24 protein-coding genes and 1 riboswitch are annotated in these 25,794 nt (G+C 57.2%); of the genes, 10 read left to right on the forward strand and 14 right to left on the reverse strand.

The genetic code is table 11. The features are described 5' to 3' along the window. The first annotated feature begins 87 nt into the window (after positions 1-87). Both mlc and bioD read left to right on the forward strand, forming a co-directional pair. Complete coding sequence (mlc, locus tag BH714_RS06225; RefSeq protein ID WP_040017347.1) at positions 88-1,308, forward strand: sugar metabolism global transcriptional regulator Mlc; 1,221 nt, start codon at positions 88-90, stop codon at positions 1,306-1,308. 130 nt (positions 1,309-1,438) lie between these two features. Further along, positions 1,439-2,134 (forward strand): dethiobiotin synthase, encoded by a 696-nt coding sequence (gene bioD, locus BH714_RS06230; protein ID WP_040017348.1) that lies wholly within the window; start codon positions 1,439-1,441, stop codon positions 2,132-2,134. Here bioD and clcB read toward each other — a convergent pair. From clcB to BH714_RS06270, 8 genes are all read right to left on the reverse strand, one after another. Continuing rightward, positions 2,069-3,379, reverse strand: a complete 1,311-nt coding sequence (gene clcB, locus BH714_RS06235) for a voltage-gated ClC-type chloride channel ClcB (protein WP_040017350.1) — start codon at positions 3,377-3,379, stop codon at positions 2,069-2,071. The two genes, bioD and clcB, sit on opposite strands and share 66 nt — an antisense overlap. Before the next feature lie 168 nt (positions 3,380-3,547). Then, positions 3,548-4,696, reverse strand: coding sequence for an osmoprotectant ABC transporter ATP-binding protein OsmV (osmV, locus tag BH714_RS06240; protein WP_014169859.1), 1,149 nt, complete (start codon positions 4,694-4,696; stop codon positions 3,548-3,550). Then, positions 4,696-5,343: an osmoprotectant ABC transporter permease OsmW gene (gene osmW, locus BH714_RS06245; RefSeq protein ID WP_014169860.1), complete on the reverse strand. Its 648-nt coding sequence runs from the start codon at positions 5,341-5,343 to the stop codon at positions 4,696-4,698. The genes osmV and osmW overlap by 1 nt, the downstream gene beginning before the upstream one ends. Positions 5,344-5,351: 8 nt before the next feature. Continuing rightward, positions 5,352-6,251, reverse strand: a complete 900-nt coding sequence (gene osmX / locus BH714_RS06250; RefSeq protein ID WP_040017351.1) for an osmoprotectant ABC transporter substrate-binding protein OsmX — start codon at positions 6,249-6,251, stop codon at positions 5,352-5,354. 18 nt (positions 6,252-6,269) lie between these two features. Beyond that, positions 6,270-6,980 (reverse strand): osmoprotectant ABC transporter permease OsmY, encoded by a 711-nt coding sequence (gene osmY / locus BH714_RS06255; protein WP_040017352.1) that lies wholly within the window; start codon positions 6,978-6,980, stop codon positions 6,270-6,272. A 273-nt stretch (positions 6,981-7,253) separates the two neighbouring features. Beyond that, positions 7,254-7,997 carry a YoaK family protein gene (locus BH714_RS06260; protein WP_025204317.1) on the reverse strand — a complete coding sequence of 248 codons (744 nt, stop codon included), beginning with the start codon at positions 7,995-7,997 and terminating at the stop codon, positions 7,254-7,256. Between the two features lie 156 nt (positions 7,998-8,153). Next, the gene (locus tag BH714_RS06265; protein ID WP_040017353.1) at positions 8,154-8,777 is read right to left on the reverse strand and encodes a glutathione S-transferase family protein; all 624 of its coding nucleotides are present in this window, start codon (positions 8,775-8,777) and stop codon (positions 8,154-8,156) included. A gap of 106 nt (positions 8,778-8,883) precedes the next feature. Next, on the reverse strand, positions 8,884-9,177 hold the full coding sequence (locus tag BH714_RS06270; protein ID WP_196480812.1) for a DUF1330 domain-containing protein: 294 nt from the start codon (positions 9,175-9,177) through the stop codon (positions 8,884-8,886). A 68-nt stretch (positions 9,178-9,245) separates the two neighbouring features. Between BH714_RS06270 and BH714_RS06275 the strand changes: the two genes are divergently transcribed. The 8 genes from BH714_RS06275 (at position 9,246) to atzF (ending at position 19,651) form a co-directional block, all read left to right on the forward strand. Beyond that, positions 9,246-9,698, forward strand: coding sequence for a MarR family winged helix-turn-helix transcriptional regulator (locus BH714_RS06275; protein WP_040017354.1), 453 nt, complete (start codon positions 9,246-9,248; stop codon positions 9,696-9,698). A 216-nt stretch (positions 9,699-9,914) separates the two neighbouring features. After that, positions 9,915-10,013: riboswitch (guanidine-I (ykkC/yxkD leader) on the forward strand. A gap of 57 nt (positions 10,014-10,070) precedes the next feature. Continuing rightward, positions 10,071-11,129 carry a putative urea ABC transporter substrate-binding protein gene (locus BH714_RS06280; protein WP_040017355.1) on the forward strand — a complete coding sequence of 353 codons (1,059 nt, stop codon included), beginning with the start codon at positions 10,071-10,073 and terminating at the stop codon, positions 11,127-11,129. Between the two features lie 17 nt (positions 11,130-11,146). Continuing rightward, complete coding sequence (locus tag BH714_RS06285; RefSeq protein ID WP_014169869.1) at positions 11,147-11,962, forward strand: ABC transporter permease; 816 nt, start codon at positions 11,147-11,149, stop codon at positions 11,960-11,962. Continuing rightward, positions 11,959-12,735, forward strand: coding sequence for an ABC transporter ATP-binding protein (locus BH714_RS06290; protein ID WP_014169870.1), 777 nt, complete (start codon positions 11,959-11,961; stop codon positions 12,733-12,735). Before BH714_RS06285 ends, BH714_RS06290 begins: the two co-directional genes overlap by 4 nt. 13 nt (positions 12,736-12,748) lie before the next feature. Further along, entirely contained in the window at positions 12,749-13,456 is a 708-nt protein-coding gene (locus BH714_RS06295; protein ID WP_040019021.1) for an urea amidolyase associated protein UAAP1, read from the forward strand. An 11-nt stretch (positions 13,457-13,467) separates the two neighbouring features. After that, complete coding sequence (locus BH714_RS06300; RefSeq protein ID WP_025204312.1) at positions 13,468-14,100, forward strand: urea amidolyase associated protein UAAP2; 633 nt, start codon at positions 13,468-13,470, stop codon at positions 14,098-14,100. Positions 14,101-14,252: 152 nt separating this feature from the next. Beyond that, positions 14,253-17,855, forward strand: a complete 3,603-nt coding sequence (gene uca / locus BH714_RS06305) for an urea carboxylase (RefSeq protein ID WP_040017356.1) — start codon at positions 14,253-14,255, stop codon at positions 17,853-17,855. Beyond that, positions 17,852-19,651, forward strand: a complete 1,800-nt coding sequence (atzF, locus tag BH714_RS06310) for an allophanate hydrolase (RefSeq protein ID WP_040017357.1) — start codon at positions 17,852-17,854, stop codon at positions 19,649-19,651. Before uca ends, atzF begins: the two co-directional genes overlap by 4 nt. A gap of 18 nt (positions 19,652-19,669) precedes the next feature. On the opposite strand, the gene dmsD is transcribed toward atzF, so the two are convergent. From dmsD to catA, 6 genes are all read right to left on the reverse strand, one after another. Next, positions 19,670-20,284, reverse strand: a complete 615-nt coding sequence (gene dmsD, locus BH714_RS06315; RefSeq protein ID WP_040017358.1) for a Tat proofreading chaperone DmsD — start codon at positions 20,282-20,284, stop codon at positions 19,670-19,672. A 42-nt stretch (positions 20,285-20,326) separates the two neighbouring features. Continuing rightward, positions 20,327-21,181, reverse strand: a complete 855-nt coding sequence (locus BH714_RS06320) for a dimethyl sulfoxide reductase anchor subunit family protein (RefSeq protein WP_020884269.1) — start codon at positions 21,179-21,181, stop codon at positions 20,327-20,329. Position 21,182: 1 nt separating this feature from the next. After that, positions 21,183-21,800: a DMSO/selenate family reductase complex B subunit gene (locus BH714_RS06325; protein ID WP_014169373.1), complete on the reverse strand. Its 618-nt coding sequence runs from the start codon at positions 21,798-21,800 to the stop codon at positions 21,183-21,185. Between the two features lie 10 nt (positions 21,801-21,810). Next, complete coding sequence (gene ynfE, locus BH714_RS06330; protein WP_040017359.1) at positions 21,811-24,249, reverse strand: selenate/tellurate reductase subunit YnfE; 2,439 nt, start codon at positions 24,247-24,249, stop codon at positions 21,811-21,813. Between the two features lie 145 nt (positions 24,250-24,394). After that, positions 24,395-24,688, reverse strand: coding sequence for a DUF1161 domain-containing protein (locus tag BH714_RS06335; protein ID WP_014169881.1), 294 nt, complete (start codon positions 24,686-24,688; stop codon positions 24,395-24,397). A gap of 167 nt (positions 24,689-24,855) precedes the next feature. Further along, the gene (catA, locus tag BH714_RS06340; protein WP_014169882.1) at positions 24,856-25,554 is read right to left on the reverse strand and encodes a type A chloramphenicol O-acetyltransferase; all 699 of its coding nucleotides are present in this window, start codon (positions 25,552-25,554) and stop codon (positions 24,856-24,858) included. Positions 25,555-25,794: the final 240 nt, after the last annotated feature.

Consider the following 25,794-nt stretch of genomic DNA (forward strand, 5'->3'; position numbering starts at 1 on the left):
GGCTAAGTAAATATTTGACGACGGCCATTGAAGTGCTTCACCATAGCCCACAGTTTATTTCGATGCTCGAAAATAAGGGAGTACGAGGTGGTTGCTGATAGTCAGCCAGGGCACATTGATCAGATTAAGCAGACCAACGCTGGCGCGGTTTATCGCCTGATTGATCAGCTTGGCCCGGTTTCGCGTATCGATCTTTCGCGCCTGGCACAACTGGCACCTGCCAGTATTACCAAGATTGTTCGTGAAATGCTGGAAGCCCACCTGGTCCAGGAGACGGAAATTCAGGAGCCGGGCAGCCGCGGCCGTCCGGCGGTCGGTCTGGTGGTGGAGACCGAAGCGTGGCACTACCTGTCACTGCGCATTAGCCGGGGAGAGATCTTCCTTGCCCTGCGCGATTTAAGCAGCAAGCTGGTGGTTGAAGACCGGCTGGAACTGCCGCTCGAGGCTGAACAATCGCTCCTCGATGCCATTGTCACCCATATCGATCACTTCTTTATTCGCCATCAGCAACGCCTTGAACGCTTAACGGCTATTGCGATCACCATGCCGGGTATTATTGATACCGAAAATGGAATCGTGCACCGCATGCCGTTCTACGACGATGTCAAAGAGATGCCGCTGGGCGAGGTGCTGAAAAATCACACCGGCGTGCCGGTCTATATTCAGCATGACATCAGCGCCTGGACGATGGCGGAGGCGCTGTTTGGCGCATCCCGCGGCGCAAGGGACGTGATTCAGGTGGTGATTGACCATAACGTCGGGGCGGGCGTCATCACCGACGGACGCCTTCTGCATGCCGGAAGCAGTAGCCTGGTCGAAATCGGCCACACGCAGGTCGATCCCTACGGCAAGCGCTGTTACTGCGGAAACCATGGCTGTCTGGAAACCATCGCCAGCGTGGAAAGCGTGCTGGAGCTGGCGCAGGTCAGGCTCAGCCAGTCCATGAGCTCTTCGCTGCACGGACAACCGTTGACCGTCGATTCACTCTGCGCCGCAGCGCGTCAGGGGGATCTGCTGGCAAAGGATATTATTACCGGAGTGGGGAATAACGTTGGCCGCATTCTGGCCATTATGGTGAATCTCTTCAACCCGCAAAAAATCCTGATTGGCTCACCGCTGAGTCAGGCGGCGGAAATCCTCTTCCCGGCTATCTCGGCCTGTATTCATCAACAGGCGCTCCCGGCCTACAGCAAAAATATTGCCGTGGAAAGCACCCAGTTTTCCAATCAGGGCACCATGGCTGGTGCAGCCCTGGTCAAGGACGCCATGTATAACGGCTCGCTGCTGATCCGCCTGCTACAGGGTTAACTCTTTTCCGCAGATGTACGAAAAATTGCGCTATCTCAAGCTGGGTAGCGCACGCATACCGTAGACTTCCCCCACTGAATTATTTCTCTGGTTTATATTTTCGAAGCATACCCAAGAGGTGGAATGAGTCATGCTTAAGCGTTTCTTTGTTACGGGTACAGATACCTCTGTCGGCAAGACCGTTGTATCCCGCGCGTTGCTACAGGCTCTGGCAGCAAGCGGTAAACGTGTTGCAGGGTACAAACCGGTCGCAAAAGGCAGTAAAGAGACGCCCGAAGGATTGCGGAATAAAGACGCCCTGGTGTTACAAAGCGTCTCGTCACTGGAACTGCCATATCACGCGATCAATCCCATTGCCTTAAGCGAAGATGAAAGCAGCGTGGCGCACAGCGGTCTGATTAATTACACCCTGTTGTCCGACGGTCTGGCGAACCTGAGCGAGATGGCCGACCATGTCGTGGTGGAAGGTACCGGCGGATGGCGCAGCCTGATGAACGATCTGCGCCCGCTTTCTGAGTGGGTGGTGCAGGAGCAACTGCCGGTGATCATTGTGGTCGGTATTCAGGAAGGGTGCATCAACCATGCGCTTCTGACGGCGCAGGCGATTGCCAATGACGGATTGCCGTTGATTGGCTGGGTCGCAAACCGTATCAACCCCGGCCTGGCGCACTACGCTGAAATCATCGACGTGCTCAGCAAAAAACTGCCGGGACCGTTGGTGGGCGAGCTGCCTTATCTGCCGCGTGCCGAACAGCGTGAATTAGCGCAGTACATCGATCTCTCTTCCCTCGGTCGCATGTTGTCCGTAGATCGAGTCGTGGCGTAACGTCCGCGACAAGACGGACGCGATCACGCAGGCAATCAGCAAACCGGGCAGCAAAAAATACTGCCCGGTCATTTCACAGACCATCAACGCAGACATAATGGGCGCATGGGTCGTCGCGGCGAGTAACGTCGCCATGCCTGCCAGCCCCAGCAAAATCACCGTTTCAGATCCCGGAAACCACAGCCCGAAGAGTTGTGCAAACAGCATTCCTGTGGCCATGCCGACAAACAACGTCGGTGTGAAAACCCCGCCCGGCGCGCCAGAACCACTGCTTGCCAGTACCGCCAGTAATTTACAGATAAATACACCTGCTATCACGGACAGCAGCGGTGGGGCGAGCAGAAAAGCCTGAACCACGCTGTAGCCATTCCCCCACACGTCAGGCGTCAGGAGCGACAGCAGCCCGACGATCGCTCCGCCGAGCGCCAGTTGCCAGGGCGGCGAGAGCCTGAGACGCAGAAATAACGAATGGCTGAACGCCATAAGCCACATCAGCAGCGGTCCGCACAGTCCCGCCAGCAGGCCTGTCACGACAAGCAGGCCATAATCTGTCGCACTGAGTAGGCCACTCAGATGGACGTCATAGAGCGTACCGGCACCGGGCGCTAAGAGTCGCGTGGTAAGCAGGGCTACCACCGCCGCAATCACCACCGGCCCGAGCGAGGCCAGCATCAGCGTGCCAAATAGAATTTCGGCAATAAACAGGCTGCCAGCCAGGGGTGCGTGATAGGCGCTGGCCATCCCGGCCGCGGCTCCGCAGGCAATCCATAATTTCCATTCGGATTTCGGCGTAAAGCGTTGGGCGAAAAAGGAGGCGGCCAGTGCCGCAAGCAGGATCATGGCACCTTCGCGGCCGATGGCGCTCCCGCTGGAGACAACCAGCAGTGACGCAAGGGATTTTACGAGGCTCGAGCCATAATCAAACTGGCCGTCGCCCGTCTCCAGTGCTTCCATATAATCTGTCGGCGCATGAGGACGTTGCGCCGTAAGCCGCTGCCATTCCCACAACAATAACCCCGCCGCCAGCCCTCCCAGCGCGGGCGTCAGCGCGCGACGCCACGGGGATAACGCCGCCGCGGCATTCACCAGACTGCCGCTGTTGTTACTGAGAAACAGCCACTCCAGCAGATACATGCTGTGGCGGAACACCGCGACGGCTAGCGCGGCCAGTATGCCGGTGAGGGTGGCAATCAGAAGTCTGCGAAACATCGCGCGGATGTCGGGATAAGCGTGAAGACGTTGCATGGGCCGCAATTAAACGTGGGAGATACAATATTGTGAGGGGAAATCGCGGGGTTAGCAAAAGGTATGCGTGCGATGAACCGTGTCGGCCTGAGCAAATGCGCTGTGGGGGAGCGTGCAGCCGGGCAGGTCAGCGCCATACGTCTGGCCCGCCCGGCGGAGTGTTTTCGCTTAACTCTCGCTGTGAATATTCAGCGCCCGGCGCGTACGGCCGGAGCTGAGATACTCGGCAATATAATCCTGTGAGATCTCGCCGTTATAGCGGCCCTCTTCGTCGACAATCGGCATCCAGCTGGTGTTGCTCTCATACAACCGTGAAAGCACCACGCGCAGGTTATCCTCCGCTTTGCCGGTCATACGGAACGGATGCAGGATATCGGCACAGGTGCCGCTGGCATTACGCGCTTCCCGACGCTTCACAAAGCCCAGCGGTTTACCCCGATCGTCCACGACGGTAATGGCGCGAATATCGTTGTCATCCATGATCGCAAAGGCGTCAGAAAGCAGGGTAGAGCCCCGCACGGTGAGGGTCGGTTGCTGGTCGGTGACATCACCTGCCGATACCAGCAGCAAACGCTTGAGCGTACGGTCCTGGCCGACAAACGAGCCGACGAACTCGTTCGCCGGTTTTGCCAGCAGTTCGTCCGGGCTGGCGCACTGGACAATACGCCCCTGGCGGAAGACGGCGATACGATCCCCAAGCTTCAGGGCCTCGTCGATGTCATGGCTGACCAGCATCACGGTCTTTTTCAGTTTACGCTGCATCTCCAGGAACTGGTTCTGGATCACCTCGCGGTTTATCGGGTCCACCGCACCGAACGGTTCATCCATCAGCAGTACCGGAGGATCCGCCGCCAGGGCGCGTATCACGCCGATACGCTGCTGCTGACCGCCGGACATTTCACGCGGATAGCGGTTGAGAAATTTATGCGGGTCCATGGCCACCATATCCATCAGCTCTTCAGCGCGGGTTTTACATCGGGCTTTATCCCAGCCCAGCATGCGCGGCACCACGGTGATGTTTTCCTCAATGGTCATGTTCGGGAACAGACCAATCTGCTGAATAACGTAGCCAATATTGCGGCGCAGGGTCACGGTATCCATCCCGCTGGTGTCTTCACCGTTAATCAGGATCGTGCCGCTGCTTGGTGCGATCAGACGGTTAATCATCTTCAGGGTGGTGGTTTTCCCACAGCCTGACGGGCCGAGCAGGACGCACATTTCCCCTTCAGGCACGTTGAGGTTGACGTTGTCGACGGCCTTAACGCTCTGGCCGTGTTTCTGCGAAAATTGTTTGGTGAGGTTTTCCAGTTTTATCATTATCGTATCCCCTTTGGAGTCAGAACGACCTGCAGACGATGCAGCAGCCAGTCGAGCACAATCGCTAAAAGACAGATCATCAGCGCACCCGCAATTAACATACGAATATCGCTACCGCCGATGCCGTTAAGCAGCAGCAGGCCAAGGCCGCCAGCGCCAATCACTGCGGCAATGGCCATCACGCCGATGTTCATCACGACGGCGGTGCGGATACCGCCAAAAATCACCGGCAGTGCCATCGGGATTTCAACCCAGCGCAAACGCTGCCAGAAGGTCATCCCGATACCGCGTCCGGCTTCACGCAGGCCCGGCGGCAGGCTGTCCAGCGCGGTATGGGTGTTACGCACAATTGGCAGCAACGAGTAAAGAAACACCGCCGTGATAGCGGGCAGGGCACCAATGCCCTGACCGATCAGCGAAAAGAGCGGGATCATCAGGCCAAACAGCGCAATGGACGGTATCGTCAGCACAATGGTGGCAATCCCCAGCACCGGCGTCGCCAGCCATTTGTGGCGGACAATCAAAATCCCCAGAGGGACGCCGATGAGTATGGCTAGCCCAACCGCCAGCGCCACTAGCCACAGGTGTTGCAGCGTCAGGGTTAGCAGATAGTCCCAGTTATCCAGAATGTAGTGAATCGTCTCCATAGCGCCTCCTACAGCAACTGTTTGCTACGCAGGAAATCACGGGCGACCTGCTGCGGTGACTGATGGTCGATATCCACCTTCTTATTCAGTTCGGTGATAACGTCGTTATTGAGCTGGGCGGAGAGAGTATTCAGCGCCTCTTCCAGACCCGGATTGGCATCAAGGGTGTCTTTACGCACCACGGGAGTGACCGCATAGCTCGGGAAGAAGCCTTTATCATCTTCCAGCACCTTCAGGTCGAAGCCTTTTACGCGCCCGTCGGTGGTATAGATAAGCCCGGCATCGACGAAACCGTCCCGCACCGCGTTATAGACCAGGCCCGGGTCCATCTGGCGGATCTGCGGGCGATCCAGTTCCATGTTGTATGCCGCCTGCAGCGGTTTCATCCCGTCGCTGCGTCCGGCAAATTCGAGGTCCAGACCCAGCAGCCAGTTTTTATCCGGATCGGTTTTACGGATCTGCTCAATCTTTGTGACCATTTCAGACATGGTGTTGATGTGTTCCGCTTCGGCGCGTTTACGCTGCATGGCGAAGGCGTAGGTATTGTTCATATCGGCGGGGTTGAGCCATACCAGACCGTGCTTCGCGTCCAGGCGTTTCACCGTCTCGTAAGACTCCTGTGGCGACATGCGCTTGTTGATGTGGTTAAAAATGATTAACGACGTGCCGGTGTACTCCCAGGTCATATCAATCTGTTTGTTGATCATCGCATTGCGGGAAATGACCGTAGCAATATTGGTCTGTGGCTGGACCTGAAACCCCTTCTTTTGCAGATACTGGACGGTCATGGCCGAGAGAATGTGCTGCTCGGTAAAGCTTTTGGTCGCCAGGATCAGCGGGGCCGCTATCGCCTGGCTGGTGAACAGTGCCGCGGCACACAGCGCCGTCAGGCTGGATATCAGTCTCATAAAAGCTCCTTGTTATTGTTATCGAGCGAGATGTGGACTCATCACGCGACCCAGCGCAGCCAGCAGGGTGTCGAGGATCAGAGCAAACAGGGCGGTGGCCGCCGCGCCGAGGATCAGCGTCGGGAAGTCGTTGAGGTAGATACCGGGAAAAATCAGTTCGCCGTAGCTGCTGGCACCAATCAGGAAGGCCAGCGGGGCGGTACCCACGTTGATGGCGGTGGCAATGCGGATCCCGGAGAGCATTACCGGCCAGGCGTTGGGAAGTTCGACCTGGCACAGACGCTGCCATTTCGTCATCCCAATGCCATTAGCCGCTTCCAGTAACGACGCCGGAACCGAGCACAGTCCGGCATAGGTGTTTCGCACTATCGGCAGCAGCGAGGCGAGGAACAGGGCGATAATCGCAGGCGTATCACCGATACCAATCACCACCATTGCCAGCGCCAGAACGGCCAGCGGCGGCAGGGTATTACCGACGTTAAAGATTTGCATCACGTATTCAGCGATACCGCGTGCTGACGGGCGGCTCAACAAAATGCCGCTGGGAATACCCATCAGCAGGGCAAAGAACATGGAGGAGAATACCAGGATTAAATGCTGTTGCCCGAGGTAAATCAGGTCAACCTGACGCGCCTTAATTGTATCCAGCCCAATTCCCCAGGTGAGGAGGGCAACGACCACAATAATGGCGCCGACAAAAAGCAGCGAACGTTTGAGTAATGGGTGCATTGCGATGTGTCTCCCTGTGCGCATGCGTTATAGCAACCACGGGTTGCCTGTTGTTATGCCATGTTTCGGCAGGGGTAGATGACCTATAGCAAGCGTTTGGGATGGGTTCCAGCGAAGGGGGAAAATCAGTAACCCTATGAAATTAGTGACAACCTTAGGTTAAGCCTTATGGAGCAAGGGCTGGCTGTGGTGCAGACAGAATTGTCCTAAAGCGTAATTTAAAATGTGACAGTGTCACATGGCGTGAGCGTCTCCTCACGCCTGCGACCCTCATTATCGGCTGAAGGCGGCGCGCACCCGGCGAACGCGCACTGAGGTGCTGATGATGGAAAAGGCGGCGACAACGACGAGCATCACCCCAAGCGCCAGCATGGCGTTAAACCCAATCCACCTGAACAGGATCAGCCCGGCGATACCGCCGGTAATAAACGAGAAAATGGTGGTTAAGTGGGTTTTGAGCTGACTTTTTTGCGCTGCCGTATCTTTGGAATAATCCCGGCGGAGCATCGCCACCAGGACCGAGGCCAGAGATATTCCCGCGTCCGTCAGCGTGCCGGTAATATGGGTTGATCTTACCCGGCCGCCGGAAAGCTGGGTCGATGTTGAATTATGAATCCCCATCAGACCACAAAGAAAGATAATAATTTCACGGTTAGTCGTGAGGGCATGGAAATACATCTCGTAACAGGAAACGCCGGTCAGTAATAATCCCTCGACCAACAGTATCTGGCAAAAAACCAGCCTGATATTATGGATAATCCCCCATAACACGATGATACGGGCCATGATTGCGCCGGCAACAAAAGACAGAATAATGGCGCCAAAGAACAAAATATCATTCAGATCGGTAGAGGAAACTTCGCTGGATAATTGGGAGGTATTGCCGGTCATATGGGAGGGAAAAAAGCCAAATGCCCCGAGGGCGATGGCGTTGAGCAAGCCTGCAGAGGTCGCCAGCCAGAGTGCGAGCAGGCGATCCTCCTGATGCGTTCGTTCTTTTTTGAGTTTAATCAGCAAGAATACCTCCGGGTTGAGCTTTGCCTGACTATTCAGGCTAGCAAAGCGGTGCAAGGGGCTGTCCAGGATATTGCTTAATTATTATTCCTGATAACGGCATTCAGGGTTTTGTAATTAAATAAAATATCCTTGCTGAATGTGTGTGGGCTGAAAAACTTACACCATACCGTTATTCCCGTGACGTAAAAATGCCGGTCGCTGATTAAGCCGTTCGAACCAGGCGTTAATTGCCGGGACATCAGGCTTCTCAAATGGCGTCATTTTCCAGCGGTTCACCGAGAGACCAAGTACCACGTCTGCAAGGGTAAACACCTCGCCCGCCGTATAGGCTGCGGTGCGTTGCAACTGCTCCTCCAGAATAGCGATGCAGTGGTTCCACGCTTTAATTCCGGCGGCAATACGCTCCGGGTCGTTATAGTCCGGGTTATTGCGTCCCAATGCCGGAAAGACATACCGCCAGGTATTGTTGAATTCGCTTGCCTGCCAGTCCATCCAGCGTTCGACGTTGGCGCAGGCCTGCGGTTCCGTTGGCAGGAGATCCTCACGGCCGGCTTTACGGGCCAGATAACGGCAGATTGCGTTAGATTCCCAGAGGACGAACTCGTCATCGAGCAGCACGGGAACCATGGCGTTGGGATTCAGAGCGCGGAAGGCAGCGGTTTGCGTGGAGGCAAAACCGCTGCCGTAGTCTTCCTGGTGATACTCGATACCCGCTTCTTCGCAGGTCCAGAGCACTTTACGTACGTTGATCGAGGTTGTCTTGCCCAGGATGCTTAACATGATGCCGGTGTCCTTTCAGAGATGCAGTGTTTAAAAACTCTACACCGGTTCTGGCGAACGGGTGGAGAAATCTGGAAACGATATCGCAGGCAAGGAAACGAAACGCTTAGTCAGTGGTGACAACGAACATTTTTGCCTGCTGTGCCAGCTGGCGTTCAGCTTTGATCGGGGCATATTTTTCCGAATGGTAAAACGCCAGCGCCTGCTGCAGTGAAGGGAACTCAAAAATGCCAGCAAAGGGTAGCGGTTCTTCATCGCCTTCAAGGACTTCAACAACAGGACCAAAATGCAGAATTTTGCCGCCGGCCTCTTCAAGTGCCAGTCTGAAGCGAGGTGCAAGATTGGCCTGCCGTGCAGGGTCGATAACACGTAAATTGATATGGATAAATGCGGGCATCATGATACCTTGAATAGCGTTAATAGTGTATATACACTATTTTATCTCACCGTATCTGTCGAGCGTAAAGTATGAACACTGTTGATCTGGCGTTACTAAAAACCATCCCCGAAACCTGTCCGGCGTATCAGGCACGTGCAACAGCACGGGCTATTACGCGTTATTACAACGCCTGCTTCAGACCTTATGAATTGACGGCAGAACAGTTCAGCCTGCTGGTGGGGATCGGCGGTGGCGTAAATGAAACGGTGGCAGGGCTTGCATCAAAGGCCGGGGTGGATGCAACCACACTGAGCCGAAACATACGGATTATGGAGTCCCGTGGGGTTATTGAATCAACGGGGGGGCGCGGGCGCCGTGGAAAACAACTTAGCCTGACCTCGCAGGGGTGGGCGCTTCTGACATCCGTGATCCCCGTATGGCAGTCCGCAAGAGAGGAATTGTCACGTAAAATGGGAAGCGAGCAGCTCAGCCTGACGACGACGATGATGAAAGACCTGGCAAAAACCAGCACATCATTTTGAGCCTTTCCTGCTGTCGCAGACACGTTCTGTGGGCAACGCCGTCAGCACCACGCGTCATCCCAAAGAGCACCAGCACGGTGCACTCAACTCGCCGTGTCTCACCAAAACGGTGAAACAGCCTGCACAGGCAGACTTAACAGTTTAATAATTAACATAAAAAATTCTGGCATATCCCTTGCAACGCTTAACACTGAAGGGCAGCACACCACAATTTGAAAAATAGCTGGCTAGGGTTCCGGTTCACTGCGGTGAATGGCTGGTCCAAGAGCTGGCGACCTCTGAGAGGTTACACGGCGGGACAAAAGCCCGGGAGACAGCAGCACCTGAAGGTGTCGCGCTGCCCCCTAATTTTGTGCCACTCAGAGGTCAAGCATGAAGAAAACGCCATTATTCCGCACCCTGGTACTCTCCCTGGCGATGCTGGTCAGTCTCCCCACCTTTGCTGCGGTGAAGAAAGAGTTCAACGTCTGCTGGACCATCTACGCCGGCTGGATGCCCTGGGGCACCCTCAGCAGTAGCAAAATCATCGATAAATGGGCCGATAAATACGGCATCAAAATCAACGTTGTTCAGCTCAACGACTATATCGAATCCATCAACCAGTACACTGCGGGCCAGTTTGACGGCTGCACCATGACCAATATGGATGCGCTGACCATACCGGCCGCGGGCGGCGTTGATACCACGGCGCTGATCCTTGGCAGTTATTCAGAAGGCAACGACGGCGTGGTGATGAAGGGCGAGGGCAAAACGCTCAACGACCTGAAAGGGATGAAAGTCTACCTGCCAGAGCTCTCTGTTTCCCACTATCTGCTGGTGCGCGGCCTGGAAAAAGCCGGCCTGGCCGAAAAAGACGTCACCGTGGTAAACACGTCTGACGCGGACATCGTCTCCGCCTTTGGCACGGCAAATGTGCAGGCGGCGGTAGCCTGGAACCCGCAGCTGTCGGTCATCAAAAGCACGCCAAAAACGACTGAAGTGTTCAGCTCCTCTCAGGTTCCGGGTGAGCTTATCGACATGATGGTGGTCAACAGCGAAACCCTGAAAGACAACCCGGCGCTTGGCAAAGCATTGACCGGCGCATGGTACGAGATGATGGGGCTGATGAAAGCGCAGGATGCCACCGTGCTCAACGCAATGGCCGCCGCCTCCGGTACCGATCTGGCCGGTTATCAGGCGCAGCTGAAAACAACCCACCTGTTCTATACCCCGCAGGACAATATTGCCTTTTTAACGTCGCCGGAGCTGGCGAAAACCATGCAGCGCGTAGCCACGTTTTCGTTCGATAAAGGGCTGCTGGGCGATGGGGCGCAAAGCGCGGATTTCATCGGCATGCGCTTCCCGGGCAATGTCACCCAGGGCGATGCCAGCAACGTGAAGCTGCGCTTTGACGACAGCTTCGTGAAAATGGCCGCTGCCGGCACGCTGTAATAACGGACGGAACATCCATGCGACAAATTAATCGCCATCCCACGCCCGGCATGCGGCTGATGCTCGTGATGCTGCCTTTCGTCCTGCTGCTGGCCGCGTACTTTTTCGGTTCCGCGGTCAGGCTGGAGGCTAACCCGCAGGACAAGCTGCTGCCTGGCCTGCAGCAGATGCTGGACGCGCTATCACGCATGGCGTTTACCCCGGATAAACGCAGCGGTGACTATCTGTTCTGGGTGGATACGCTGGTGAGCCTTGCCCGTCTTCTGACGGGGCTGGTCATCGCCTCGATCATCGGCCTCTGTGTTGGCGTCACCGCCGGTGTTTTCCCGCTGTGGCGCGCGTCGCTCTCGCCGCTGATGACGGTGCTGTCGATGATCCCGCCGCTGGCGATCCTGCCGGTGCTATTTATCGTTTTCGGGCTGGATGAACTGTCGAAAGTGATGCTGATTGTCATCGGCATCACTCCGATGCTGGCGCGCGATCTGGAGCATCGCGCGTGCGAAATCCCACCGGAGATTCTGATCAAAGCCCAGACGCTGGGTGCCAACAGCTGGACGCTGGTGTTGCGCGTGGTACTTCCGCAGCTGCTATCGCGGCTGCTGACCTCGCTGCGTCTGCTGCTGGGATCGGCATGGTTGTTTCTCATTTCGGCAGAGGCCATCTCCTCAACCGCCGGGCTGGGCTATCGCATTTTCCTCGTGCGCCGCTATATGGCGATGGATGTGATCATTCCGTACGTCCTGTGGATCACGCTGCTGGCCTGGCTGATGGATCTGGCCCTGCGCCAGTTACATAAAACCTGGTTTCCCTGGGCGGAAGGAGGGAAGGCATGAGCTTTATCACCATCAACAATATCTGGCAGGAGTACGGCGACCACGTGGTGCTGGAGCGCCTCAATCTGCAGGTGAAAGAGGGCGAGTTCTGCTCAATGGTGGGGGCCTCTGGCTGCGGAAAATCCACGTTTTTGCGCCTGCTGCTCGGTCAGGAAGCGCCCAGCCGAGGGTCCATTACGCTGGATGGTAAACCGCTGCGCGCCGAGCCGGACAGCAGCCGGGGCGTGGTGTTTCAGCGCTACTCCGTTTTCCCGCATCTCAGCGTGCTGGATAACGTCACCATAGGGCTCGAACTGCCGCAAGCGCCGCTGTTCGGGCGCCTGTTTGGGGCAAAGAAACGGGCGGCGCGTGAGCGGGCCACCGGGATGCTGGAAAAAGTCGGTCTCGGGCATGCGATGCACAAATACCCGGCCCAGCTTTCCGGCGGTATGCAGCAACGTTTAGCCATTGCGCAGGCCTTCATCATGCAGCCGCGCGTGTTGCTGCTGGATGAGCCGTTTGGCGCCCTGGACCCGGGTATCCGTAAAGATATGCACGCCTTGTTGCTTCAGCTGTGGGGGGAGACCCGCATGACCGTCTTTATGGTCACCCACGATCTTTCGGAGGGCTTTAACCTCGGCACCCGCTTACTGGTGTTCGACAAAGTGCGCCTCGACCCGCAGGCGCCCAACGCCTTTGGCGCCCGTATTACCTACGACATTCCGCTCAACGAGACGCGGCTCTCCGCGCTGAGTGGAACGGCTCCCGATAACGTTTATGCATTAAGGGGTTAACACCGTGAATACCATGACCATGTTACGTGAAGAGATCCTGCCCGGCGGCGGTCACCTCTCGTTTGTGCTTAAGCGCGGGCAGATCCTGCGTATGACCGACATTGAAGGTGGAGCAAACGTCAGCTTGCTGATGCTGAATCCGCACGAGAAAAGTGAACGTCTTAACCTGCCCGACACCCTGAAAGGTCAGCACACCGCGCGTCTGACAGCCGGACACTGCTTTTACTCCGACATGGGACGCGTGCTGGCAGGCATCACCGCAGATACCTGCGGCTGGCATGACCCGTTTGGCGGCGTACTGAACGCCGCCGAGGTGACTGAAAAGTATGGCCAGGGACGCTATCAGGAACTGCGTAACGGGTTTTACCGAAACGGAACGGACAACCTGCTGGTGGAGATGGGTAAGTGGGATCTCAACCTCGAAGATCTGCTGATGGTGGTCAACTTCTTCAGCAAAGTCACCGTCGATGACCGCGGTCAGTTCACCTTCCACGGCGGTTATTCGCAGCCGGGCAGTTACGTGGAGCTGTACGCCCCCATGGACACGCTTGTGGTGATGACCGCGCTGCAGCATCCGATGGATCCGTCCCGGGAATATGCCCCACGACCGGTCGCGCTGAGCTGGCGACAGGCTGAGGATGAAGAGGGGGCCGTTAACGCGCTTCTGACGCGCCCGGAAAACGAACGCGCCATGACCAATACCCGGCTTTTCGCCCTGTAAGGAGCAGTAAAATGACCATGATCTCTGAAAAGCATGTGCAAGACGCGGTATTTCGCCACGTGATCCCGGCAGGTGAACCGTACCTGTTCGAGGTGAAACAAGGGCAGACGTTGCGCCTGCTCGACCTGGAAGGTAACCAGGCGGTCGACACGCTGTTCTACAATGCCGATAACCCGCGTGAACGTTACGATGCGCAGCGCACATTGCGCCGTCAGAACAACGCCTATCTCACGCGGGGCAGCGTCCTGTACTCCAGCCTCGGTAACCCCCTGCTGACCATTATCGACGATACCTGCGGGCGTCACGATACCCTCGGCGGGGCCTGCGCCCAGGAGAGCAACACCGTGCGATACGCCCTCGATAAACGCCATATGCACAGCTGCCGCGATAACTTCCTCTGCGCCTGTCTGCACGATGGCCGTCTGCAAAAACGCGACATCACGGCCAACATCAATTTCTTTATGAACGTGCCGGTGACGCCAGAGGGTGGGCTGACGTTTGAAGATGGCATCTCCGCGCCGGGGAAATACGTCGACCTGCGCGCCGAGTGCAACGTCATTGTCTTGATCTCCAACTGTCCACAGCTGAATAACCCCTGCAACGGCTGGAACCCAACGCCTGCTGAGGTGCTGGTATGGAACTGACGCCCACCCGCTGGCAGCGACTGCGCCAGGCGCTGTACCGCCTGTTTGAAGTTCGTGCCGGACGCATTCTGCCGTAACCGCTTTTTCCCCCATGGACGACCATGGGTGAGCCGATTTTCGGCGGGACGACCCGCCACGATTGAGTCTGACCTATGTTGACGACACTCCTGATTGCGAACCGCGGGGCGATAGCCTGCCGCATTTTACGCACCCTGCGCACCATGAAAATCCGTGGTGTTGCAGTCTATTCCGAGGCGGATATCAGCAGCCTGCATATTCGCGAGGCCGATGAAGCGCTGAGTCTGGGCGATGGCCCGGCGGCGAATACCTATCTGGATAGCACGAAGATCATCGCCGCCGCGAAAGCCAGCGGTGCACAGGCCATTCATCCGGGCTACGGTTTTCTCTCGGAAAACGCCGCGTTCGCCGAAGCGTGTGACGCCGCGGGGATTGCCTTTGTGGGCCCCACGCCGGAACAGCTGCGTCTGTTTGGGCTAAAGCATACCGCTCGCGCGCTGGCGAAAACGCACGGGGTTCCGATGCTGGAGGGCACCGACCTGCTGGCCGATGTTAACCAGGCCGTCAACGCTGCCGCCGAAGTGGGATATCCGGTGATGCTGAAAAGCACGGCGGGAGGCGGCGGTATCGGTATGCGCGTCTGCTATGACGCAGAAGAGCTGCGTGACGCGTTCGATGCGGTAGTGCGTCTGGGGAAAAATAACTTCAGCGACGCGGGTGTATTTATCGAAAAGTACATTGAGCGGGCGCGCCATCTGGAAGTACAGCTGTTTGGTGACGGCAAGGGCGAGGTGATTGCCCTCGGCGTGCGCGACTGCTCTGTGCAGCGGCGTAACCAGAAAGTGCTGGAGGAGACGCCTGCGCCAAACCTGCCGGCGGGCATGGTGCAGGCACTGTGCGAGGCGGCGATAACGCTCGGTAAAGCGGTCAACTACCGCAGCGCGGGCACCGTTGAATTCGTCTATGACAGCGACGCCGCCCGCTTTTACTTCCTTGAGGTGAATACCCGTTTGCAGGTGGAGCACGGCGTGACCGAACAGGTGTGGGGCGTGGATCTGGTGCGCTGGATGATCGAACTTGCCGCCGGAACGTTGCCGCCACTGGCGAAACTGCGTGACACCCTGAAACCGAAGGGGCATGCCATTCAGGCCAGGATCTATGCCGAGAATCCGGGCCGCCAGTTCCAGCCTTCACCGGGACTGCTCACCGACGTGGCTTTCCCGCCCGATGACCGCGTTACGCTGCGCATCGACAGCTGGGTTGAGGCCGGATGCGAAGTCCCGCCGTTTTTTGACCCCATGTTAGCCAAAATGATCGCCTGGCAGCCGACACGCGAAGCCGCCATCCGCGTGCTGCATTCCGCGCTGGGGGAGACCCGTCTTTATGGCGTTGAAACCAACCGCAGTTATCTGCAGCAGATCCTGACCTTCGCGCCGTTTGCCGCAGGTGAGCCCTGGACCCGCTGTCTTGAGCATCTGATGTACCAGGCGTCCACGCTGGAGGTGCTCAGCGCCGGTACGCAGACCACGGTGCAGGATTACCCGGGACGCACAGGCTACTGGGCGGTTGGCGTTCCGCCATCCGGGCCAATGGACAGCCTGGCGCTGCGTCTGGGTAACCGTCTGCTGGGCAATAAAGACGATGCCGCCGCGCTTGAGATCACCCTCAGCGGCCCGACGCTGAAATTCAACTGCGATGCGCAGCTGGTGGTGACGGGCGCTGAAATTGCGCTCACGCTGGACGGTGAACCGCTGGCCAATAATCACGTTTTTCGCGTCCGTGCGGGCATGACGCTGCGTATGGGAGAGATCCGCGGTGCGGGCGTGCGCAGCTATCTTTGCCTGCGCGGCGGGTTTAACGTGCCGGAATATCTGGGCAGTAAAAGCACCTTCACGCTGGGGCAGTTCGGGGGGCACGCCGGACGGGCGCTCCGCACAGGTGACATTTTGCATCTGGCGCCGTTAACCGAGCCGGTTGCGGATGCGCCGCTGCCGCAGGCGCTGCACACGAGGCTGGACGCGGTGCGCGAACTGCGGGTGATTTACGGCCCGCACGGTGCGCCGGAGTATTTCACGCCGAATTACATCGCGACGTTTTTCGCCACCGAATGGGAAGTGCATTTCAACTCCAGCCGGACGGGGGTACGCCTGATTGGCCCGAAACCGGAGTGGGTTCGCGACAGCGGCGGCGAGGCGGGCCTGCATCCGTCGAACATTCATGACAATCCGTATGCCATCGGCGCGGTGGATTTTACCGGCGATATGCCGGTGATCCTCGGCCCGGATGGTCCAAGCCTGGGCGGGTTTGTCTGTCCGGTCACCATCATCGAGGCCGATCTGCACGCGGTAGGACAACTGAAGGCGGGAGATTACGTTCGCTTTGTGCCGGTGGATATTGCCACCGCGCGACGGCTGGCGCAGGCGCAGGAGCGCCAAATCGCCAGCCTGACCCCGCAACCTGTCACGTGGCAACCTGCCGGTCTGGACTCACCGATTGTGCTGACGCAGGGGACGGACGATAAACGTCTGGTGGCGAGAGTGTCGGGTGATACCCATCTGCTGCTGGAGATTGGCGAGCCTGAGCTGGATCTGGTGCTGCGTTTTCGCGGCCACGCGCTGATGCAGGCGCTGGAGGGCCGGGCGCTGAAAGGCGTTATCGATCTCACGCCGGGGATCCGCTCCCTGCAAATTCATTATCAGCCGGAAACGCTGCGCCTGGATAGCCTGCTGGAGGTGATCGCCGGGCTGTGGCAGGGCGTTTGTGACCAGGACTCGCTGGACGTGCCGTCGCGCATCGTCTGGCTGCCGCTCTCCTGGGACGATCCGGCGTGTCAGAAAGCCATCGACAAATACATGACCACCGTGCGCCGCGATGCGCCGTGGTGCCCGAGCAACCTGGAGTTTATCCGTCGCATAAACGATCTGGCTAACATTGATGAAGTGTATAAAACGGTGTTCGACGCCCGTTATCTGGTGATGGGGCTGGGGGATGTCTACCTCGGCGCGCCGGTGGCCACGCCGCTCGACCCGCGACACCGTCTGGTGACCACCAAATACAATCCGGCGCGTACCTGGACGGCGGAGAACTCGGTGGGCATTGGTGGGGCATACCTCTGCATCTACGGTATGGAAGGGCCGGGCGGGTATCAGTTTGTAGGGCGAACCCTGCAGATGTGGAATCGCTATCGCACGGTAGAGGATTTCGGCGGCAAGCCCTGGCTGCTGCGTTTCTTCGATCAAATTCGTTTTTATCCGGTCTCAGCCGGGGAGTTGCAAACCATCCGCCGGGATTTCCCGCTGGGGCGTTATCCGCTGCGTATTGAACACACCACGCTGAAACTGGCGGAGTATCAGCAGTTTCTGGCTGACGAAGCACCTGAGATTGAGGCATTCCGTGCGCATCAGCAGGCGGCGTTTAACGCCGAGCGTGAGCGCTGGATAGCGGGCGGGCAGGCGCATTTTGACAGCAGCGACGAAACGACGGATGACGGTGACGACGCGCCGTTACGGTCGGGAGAATCCGGTGTTGAAAGCCCGGTTGCCGGCAACCTGTGGCAGGTGAACGTTGAGGTCGGCAACTCCGTGCGCGAAGGCGATGTGCTGGTGGTGCTGGAGTCGATGAAAATGGAAATCCCGTTAGTTGCCACTCAGGACGGCGTGGTCAGTCAGGTCCGTGTCCAGCCGGGGTCGTCGGTGCGGGCGGGCCAGTGCGTGGTCGTTCTGGAGAAAACAGCATGAAGCCTCTTTATGATTTACGTCTCTCTGTGCTGGCAGAGGCATACCGTGAAGGCCAGATCGCCCCGCGTGAGGTGATAACGGCATTACGCGAGCGCGCGCTGGCGCTGAACCCGTCATTTAACGCTTTTATTTATCTGCTCACCCCTGAAGAGCTGGAGCCGTACCTCGCCGCGCTGGATGGCGTAGCGCCGGACACGTTGCCGCTGTTCGGCGTGCCCTTTGCCATCAAAGACAATATCGATCTGGCAGGTATCGACACCACCGCCGCCTGTCCGGCATTTGCGTATCGGGCAGAGCAGGATGCAACGATAGTTTCGCAGCTGATTGCGCTGGGGGCGATTCCTCTGGGGAAAACTAACCTCGATCAGTTCGCAACCGGCTTAAACGGTACGCGCTCGCCGTATGGCCCATGTCGTAACAGCGTTCATCCGGATTACCCGTCCGGTGGCTCCAGCGCGGGGTCGTCGCTGGCGGTCGCCCTGGGTCTGGCGAGCTTCGCACTGGGAACGGACACGGCCGGTAGCGGGCGCGTACCGGCCTCGCTGAATAATCTGCTCGGCCTCAAGGCAACCAAAGGACTCATCTCCACGGCAGGGGTTGTGCCTGCCTGCCGCACGCTGGACTGCGTCACGTTTTTCACCGCGACGGCAGCAGAGGCCAGCCAGTTGCTGGCACTCACGGCGCGACAGGATCCGCGTGACGAATACAGCCGGTCCAACCCGGCGTGGAACGGCCCGCAGGCTTTTGGTGTCCCTGCTGCGGGCTTTCGCTTTGGCGTGCCGGAGACGCTGGAGTTTCTCGGCTGTGCAGAAAGCGAGGCGCTGTATCACCGCGCGAAGACGGGGCTTATCGCGCTGGGTGGCGTGCCCGTGACTCTCGACTTTGCACCGTTTCTGGCGGCCGCGAAACTGCTCTATGACGGCCCGTGGGTCGCCGAGCGTTATCACCTCGCGGGTGCGCTGATTGAACGCCAGCCGGACGCGGTGTTGCCGGTTATCCGTGATGTCCTGCAAAACGCGCCTGCAACCACTGCGGTGGCGACGTTTGACGCGCAGTACAAACTCCAGCGGTATCAAGCCGAGTGCGATGCCATGATGGCCGACCTGGATTGCGTATTAATTCCGACGTATCCCCGCCCGGTGAGTCTGGCTGAGCTGGCCGATGAACCGGTTAAAAGCAACTCGGCGCTGGGCATCTATACCAACTTTATGAACCTGCTCGACTATGCCGCCGTAGCGGTCCCGGTCGGTGAAATGAACAATGGGCTGCCATCCGGCGTCACGCTGTTTGGCCGCGCGTTTACCGATCAGTATCTGCTCAGTCTGGCCGATGCGTTACAACGTCACACAAAATTAACGTTACCGGGCAATCGTGCCATGCTGGACGACGCGCCGACCTGCACCGCAACCCATGACCGCCTGCGGATAGTGGTCTGCGGTGCGCATATGGACGGTCTGGCGCTCAATGTTCAGTTACGAGAGCGCGGAGCACGCCTTGTAGACGCGACCACCAGCGCACCTTATTACCGTCTGTATGCGCTGGCGGACGGTAAACGTCCCGGAATGGTTCGGGTGGCAGACCAGGGGGCCGGGATTGCGGTCGAAGTCTGGGAGCTACCGCACAGCGAAGTGGGGTCGTTTCTCGCCGGGATCCCCGCACCTCTGGGACTGGGAAAAATCGAGCTGCAGGACGGACGGTGGTTGACCGGGTTTATCTGCGAGGCGTATGGCCTGGAGGGGGCACGGGATATCACGGAATTTGGTGGCTGGAGAGCCTGGCTTGCCCGGAAACGGTGAGCAAGCCAGGTGCTGGCGTTAGCGGTAGAGCGTTTTTTCCGCGACCGGAATAATTAACGTGTCCTGCCAGTCCGCGAGCGTCAGCTGTGCGAGTTTGCCCAGTGCGGTGTAGAACGGATGCCCGGCGTTTTCAACAAACACGGACAGGAAGCGGGTACTCCACGGCAGCAGGTGCCACGCCAGAAGCTGGTCGCGTTCAGCGTCGCGGCCATTTTCTGCCAGCCACGCGGCCAGTAACAGCAGGGTACCGATGTGATCTTCCGGTTCGTTCTGCTTCATCTCGAAGGCAATGTTGTTTTCACGCATCCACTGGCGCAGCGCGAGGGTGGAGTCGCCGAAGAGCACGGATTCCCGATCCAGCCAGACGGAACCCCATGGCGGTGACGGCAGGGCGTAAGGGCCAATAAACAGACGTTGCCAGGCATCTTTCAACGCTTCATCGGATGGCGTTTTGAACGCATCTGCAACAGGCTGCAGCGTTTCCGGCGCCAGCGGCCAGTCCTGAATCCAGTCGCCTTCGGTGAGCGCCTGCACCAGCGGCGCAGTCTGCTCGCTATCCGGAGCAAAATAAAACAGCGCGCCCAGTACCCGGGCGCTGAACGCGAACGAATCACGCTGTGAGACTTCTTTCATGACTACCTTCCTTGCTCGCGCGGAGTAGCCCGCGCGACTGTGTTAACCCGCAATCGCCATACCTGCGGTCATGTGCAGACCATAGAAAAGACCACGGCCAATCAGTTCACCCACGACGACCAGTATCACGCCTGCAAAAAGAGCGAGGGCTTTAGGCTCCTGCCGACGCATCAGCGGGCACAACCAGCAGCCGAGTCCGGCGGCAAGCAGTACGATACGCCAGATTTGCAGTGCGCCATAGTCAGGCAGCAGGGCACTCGCCTGTTGAACGGAACTGTGGATTGTCGCCAGGTCATTACTCTGCAGCACGATGACCGCCACGCAGGCCAGGAGTGCCAGCACGCTGACAGAGGCCGCGAATGTGCTTTTATATGTCGTGTTTGCCACGCGCAGCAACAGGGCTGCAAACAGCGGCCCTCCCAATACCAGCGTCAGGAAAAAGGCCAGCGTGGTGTAACCCGTATACCAGGTCGGTACGGTATCAATTTGATAAACCCGGGTCATCGCCCAGACAAAGACAACGCCCAGGATCTGGCTAACGACCAGCCAGATTTTACCCAGTGCCGGGGGCATTTTACCGATAACGGATACCAGCCACCAGAAACCGCCAACGGCAAAGAAAATGGATCCCGCGGCAATTTCGTTACTGAGCGCCGAAGCACCCACGCGGTTGAGCGAGTTAAAGGCCCGTAGCGGGGAGCCAAGGTGCAGCACGGACGCCAAAAATCCGATGCCCATCACCAGCCACAGAAAGAACATACTGCGGACAAGGCGTGTTTTCACCGCGTCGTCTTTTTCAGTAAGCCAGACGAGCCCCATAACGATCAATGCCCCGGCGACGCACTGTCCGAAGACGGTGAAGATCACCAGCGGCCATTCATGCCATCCACTTCCCATCTCACACCTCTTTCGGGTTTGCCAGGTAGCCGGTGGTATCCCCTGTCGGGCGGCTGTTGGCGTTAGGTTTAATCACGATGCTTGGCTTCGTGAAGTGCGCGGACGGCAGCGGCGCGACGGCCGCCAGCTGACCATGTTTTTTACGCAACTCGTCGATAGGACCGAAATCCAGCGCGCGCAGTGGGCAGGACTCCACGCAGATCGGCTTTTTGCCGTCTGCCACGCGGGTGTGGCAGCCGTCACACTTGGTCATATGGCCTTTGGCGGCATTGTACTGCGGGGCACCGTACGGACAGGCCATGTGGCAGTAGCGACAGCCGATGCAGACATCTTCATCCACTACCACGAACCCGTCGTCACGCTTGTGCATCGCCCCGCTCGGGCAGACCTTGGTGCAGGCCGGGTCTTCGCAGTGGTTGCAGGCAATCGACAGGTAGTAGGCAAACACGTTCTGGTGCCAGACACCGTTGTCTTCCTGCCAGTCACCGCCCGCGTATTCGTAAATACGACGGAAGCTGACGTCCGGGGTTAAATCTTTGTAATCCTTGCAGGCGAGCTCGCAGGTTTTGCACCCGGTGCAGCGGCTGGAATCAATAAAAAATCCATACTGGGTTGTCATCACTTACTCCTTACGCCTTCTCGATCTGCACCAGATTGGTGTGCTGCGGGTTACCTTTGGCCAGCGGTGACGGGCGGTGCGTGGTCAGGGTGTTGATGCATGAACCGTGGTCGACACGATCGCCGTTCATATTGGCGTCATGCCAGGCTCCCTGGCCCATCGCGCTCACGCCGGGCATGATGCGCGGTGTGACTTTCGCTTCGATGCGTACTTCGCCGCGATCGTTAAACACGCGCACCGTATCGCCATTTTTGATGCCGCGTTGCGCCGCGTCCACGGGGTTAAGCCAGACCTCCTGACGGCAGGCGGCTTTCAGCACGTCGACATTGCCGTAGCTGGAGTGGGTGCGGGCTTTGAAGTGGAAGCCGAAGAGCTGCAGCGGGAATTTATGGCGTTCCGGGGCGTCCCAGCCGTCGAAGGTCGAGGCGTAGACCGGCAGCGGGCTGATGGTTTCGTCGTCGGCGAGCTCCCAGGTAGCCGCAATCTCTGCCAGCTTGCTGGAGTAAATTTCAATCTTGCCCGAGGGGGTGTTGAGCGGATGAGCCTGCGGATCATTGCGGAATTTTTTATAGGCCACGAAGTGCCCGGCCGGATCTTTACGCTTATAAATACCCCTCTCTTTCAGTTCGTCATAGGACGGCAACTGCGGATCTTTGTCGAGCATTTTGGCATACAGATACTGCAGCCACTGCGCCTGGGTACGTCCTTCGGTAAATCGCTGATGAATATCCGGGCCGAGGCGTTTCGCCACTTCACTCATGATCCAGTAGATCGGTTTGCGCTCAAACTTCGGTGCGGTCACGGGCTGAAGGAAAATCAGGTAGCCCATGTTGCCTGCATAATCGTTAGGAATAATGTCTTCCTGCTCAACGGTCATTAAATCGGGTAGCAGGATGTCAGCATATTTCGCCGACGAGGTCATAAAGTTGTCGATCACCACGATGGTTTCGCATTTACTCTCGTCCTGCAGAATATCGTGGGTTTTGTTGATGTCGGAATGCTGGTTGATGATGGTGTTGCCGGCGTAGTTCCAGATGAATTTGATCGGCACATCCAGCTTCTCTTTTCCCCGCACGCCGTCGCGCAGGGCGGTCATTTCGGGTCCGCGCGCGATGGCGTCGGTCCAGCTAAAGCATGAGATTTGCGTTTTCACCGGGTTATCCGGCAGTGGCATACGCTCAATGGTGATCGTGTAGGTCGATTCACGTGCGCCGCTGTTACCGCCGTTGATACCGACGTTTCCGGTCAAAATCGGCAACATGGCAATGGCGCGGGAGGTCAGCTCGCCGTTGGCCTGGCGCTGGGGGCCCCAGCCCTGACAGATGTAGGCCGGTTTGGTACTGCCAATTTCCCGTGCAAGCTTGATGATGCGATCGGCCGGTATGCCTGTGATGCGCGAGGCCCATTCCGGCGTTTTGGCGATGCCATCATCACCCTGACCGAGAATATACGCTTTGTAATGCCCGTTAGCAGGCGCACCTTCCGGCAGCGTTTTTTCGTCATAGCCGACGCAGTACGTGTCGAGGAACGGCTGATCGACAAGGTTTTCGTCGATCAGTACCCAAGCGATACCCGCGACCAGCGCGGCGTCCGTCCCCGGACGAATCGGGATCCACTCGTCTTCGCGCCCGGCGGCGGTGTCGGTATACCGCGGATCGATGACGATCATGCGCGCGTGAGAGCGCTCGCGGGCCTGCTCGAGATAATAGGTTATCCCGCCGCCGCTCATTCGCGTCTCTGCCGGGTTATTGCCGAACATCACCACCAGCTTCGTGTTTTCAATATCTGAGGTGCTGTTGCCGTCGTTGCTGCCGTAGGTGTAGGGCATTGCACAGGCTATTTGCGCGGTGCTGTAAGTGCCATAGTGGCTTAAAAAGCCGCCGTAGCAGTTCATCAGACGCGCGACCAGCGAAGCATAAGGGGAGGAGCGGGTGATATTGCCGCCCACAATGCCGGAGGAGTAATTGATGTACACCGCTTCGTTGCCGTATTTTTCGACGACATCTTTCAGGCTGCGGGTAAGGGTGTCCAGGGCTTCATCCCATGAGATACGCTCAAATTTGCCTTCACCGCGTTTCCCTACGCGCTTCATGGGGTAGTTCAGACGATCGGGGTGATTGATCCGACGGCGAATGGAACGCCCGCGCAGGCAGGCGCGAACCTGATGATTGCCATAAATATCCTCACCGGTGTTATCCGTTTCGACCCAGTAAACTTCTTCATCACGGACGTGAAGGCGCAGCGCACAACGGCTCCCGCAGTTGACCGAGCAGGCACCCCAGACCACTTTGTCTTCAGCGGGCTTTACGGCGTTTTGTACCGCGGCAGCGGCGCTTTTGAGGCCAAAAGGCAGTGAAATCCCCCCGGCGGCAAGTGCCAGAGAGCCTATTGCAGTGGATTTAACCAACGTTCGACGGCTGATCCCGCCGTGATTTTCGACATCGGACATAACTCACCCCATCATTTTAATTGCGTATTATTTTCGCCCGTGATTACAACCGGGCTAATGATGGGGTGAATGTTACTTATTTGGAGGTATTAAATATTAATCCTCATCAAGTCAAAGGGAATTGGCCGCGAGAAAGTGATTAAAATCACTGAGGTTCGCCCTGACCATTATCCTGCATCCCTGATGCGGCACCGCTACCGGTGCGGGTATAGAGAATTTTAAAAGTATCGTTCGCACAATGACCGACTACCTGTGCATCCGGCTGGTCAGCCTGATCGTTTGGCACAATATTTAACGTAAAGCCGGACTCGGGCACGCCGTTATTGATGATTTTCTGCTGAATATCGCTTTTTACGCGCTCGCAGGAATCCGGGGCAGCCAGAGCCGCTGTAGAAGCGCTCATTAACAGCAGGGCGGTAATCCAGGGTAACCGTTTCATCTGTAGCTCCTTTTCTCTGTGTGTCGGTTAAGCTTAGCAGGGTTCGTGTAAGCTTTTGTTATTGGGGATAACTTTCTGAACAATCTTATACAGGCTTCCTGCGCTCATTTTCCCCAATTTCCATCAACACGTCCTGCGGGCGGTTATACCCGCCCGGCATCGCGACGCTAAGCGCGGTGCGTTTTGCTCTGCACCTGTCGTTCGCCGGAGTGATGCCGTAAGTCATCACACATCGCCTGTAACTCATTGAACAATCTTGCCACATGGAAACCATCGCACACGGAATGATGGACCTGCACGGCGAGGGGCAACAATACTTTTCCACCCTGGTTGACGTATTTCCCCATAGTGAACATGGGGGCAAAAAAGTTCTGCATATTGGCTACGTTGATATTAAAACTGGTAAAACTTGACCAGGGGATCGCCGACACGAAAAATACATTTTCCCGCGACTCTTCCTTCGGCCAATAAGAAAGGGTATTACCATAGCGAGCAACATCTTCCGAATAAACGTTCTGGAAATGGTCAATATTGCCATCGAAGTGACTCCATAAAGAAGAAAAGGTCTCCGTTTCATTATGGAAAATGGTATAGCTTGGATGAATTTCATTCCATATGACAAGTTCATTGTTCTTCATGGCCATACGGAATTCCGAATGGTTGTTGACGATTTTAGAAAGGAGGGAAATCATCGTCGGATAAAATTTCCAGCCCAGTTCTTTTATATCCTTGAGCAATGCGGTGATGTCTATTTGAACAGTTTGATTAAATGTAGATTGAGCAAAGGACTGAAATACCTCGAAATGTTCTTTTCTGGCCCAACGTGATAAGTCAACAGGCGTATATTCAGGGATTGTTTTTTTCATTTTTTAACCTTTGATGAGCAATCAAAAATCAGCGTTTTGCCTACGTTTTTTCATGAATAAAGAAAGCATAGAGATTCCAGGCGGTTTTGGACGCGAACGCATTTGTGAGGGTAGCGCATCCTTATAGAGGAAGAAAGGGGATGGTAAACATTTAATATATCAAAGAATAAAGTTAGATGGCGCAATCTGCCGGCGTTTTCATGTTGTTAATATGTCACAGAATATCCGTCATGCGCTCAA

Origin of the sequence: Enterobacter ludwigii (assembly GCF_001750725.1) — a bacterium.
GTDB classification, from domain to species: domain Bacteria; phylum Pseudomonadota; class Gammaproteobacteria; order Enterobacterales; family Enterobacteriaceae; genus Enterobacter; species Enterobacter ludwigii.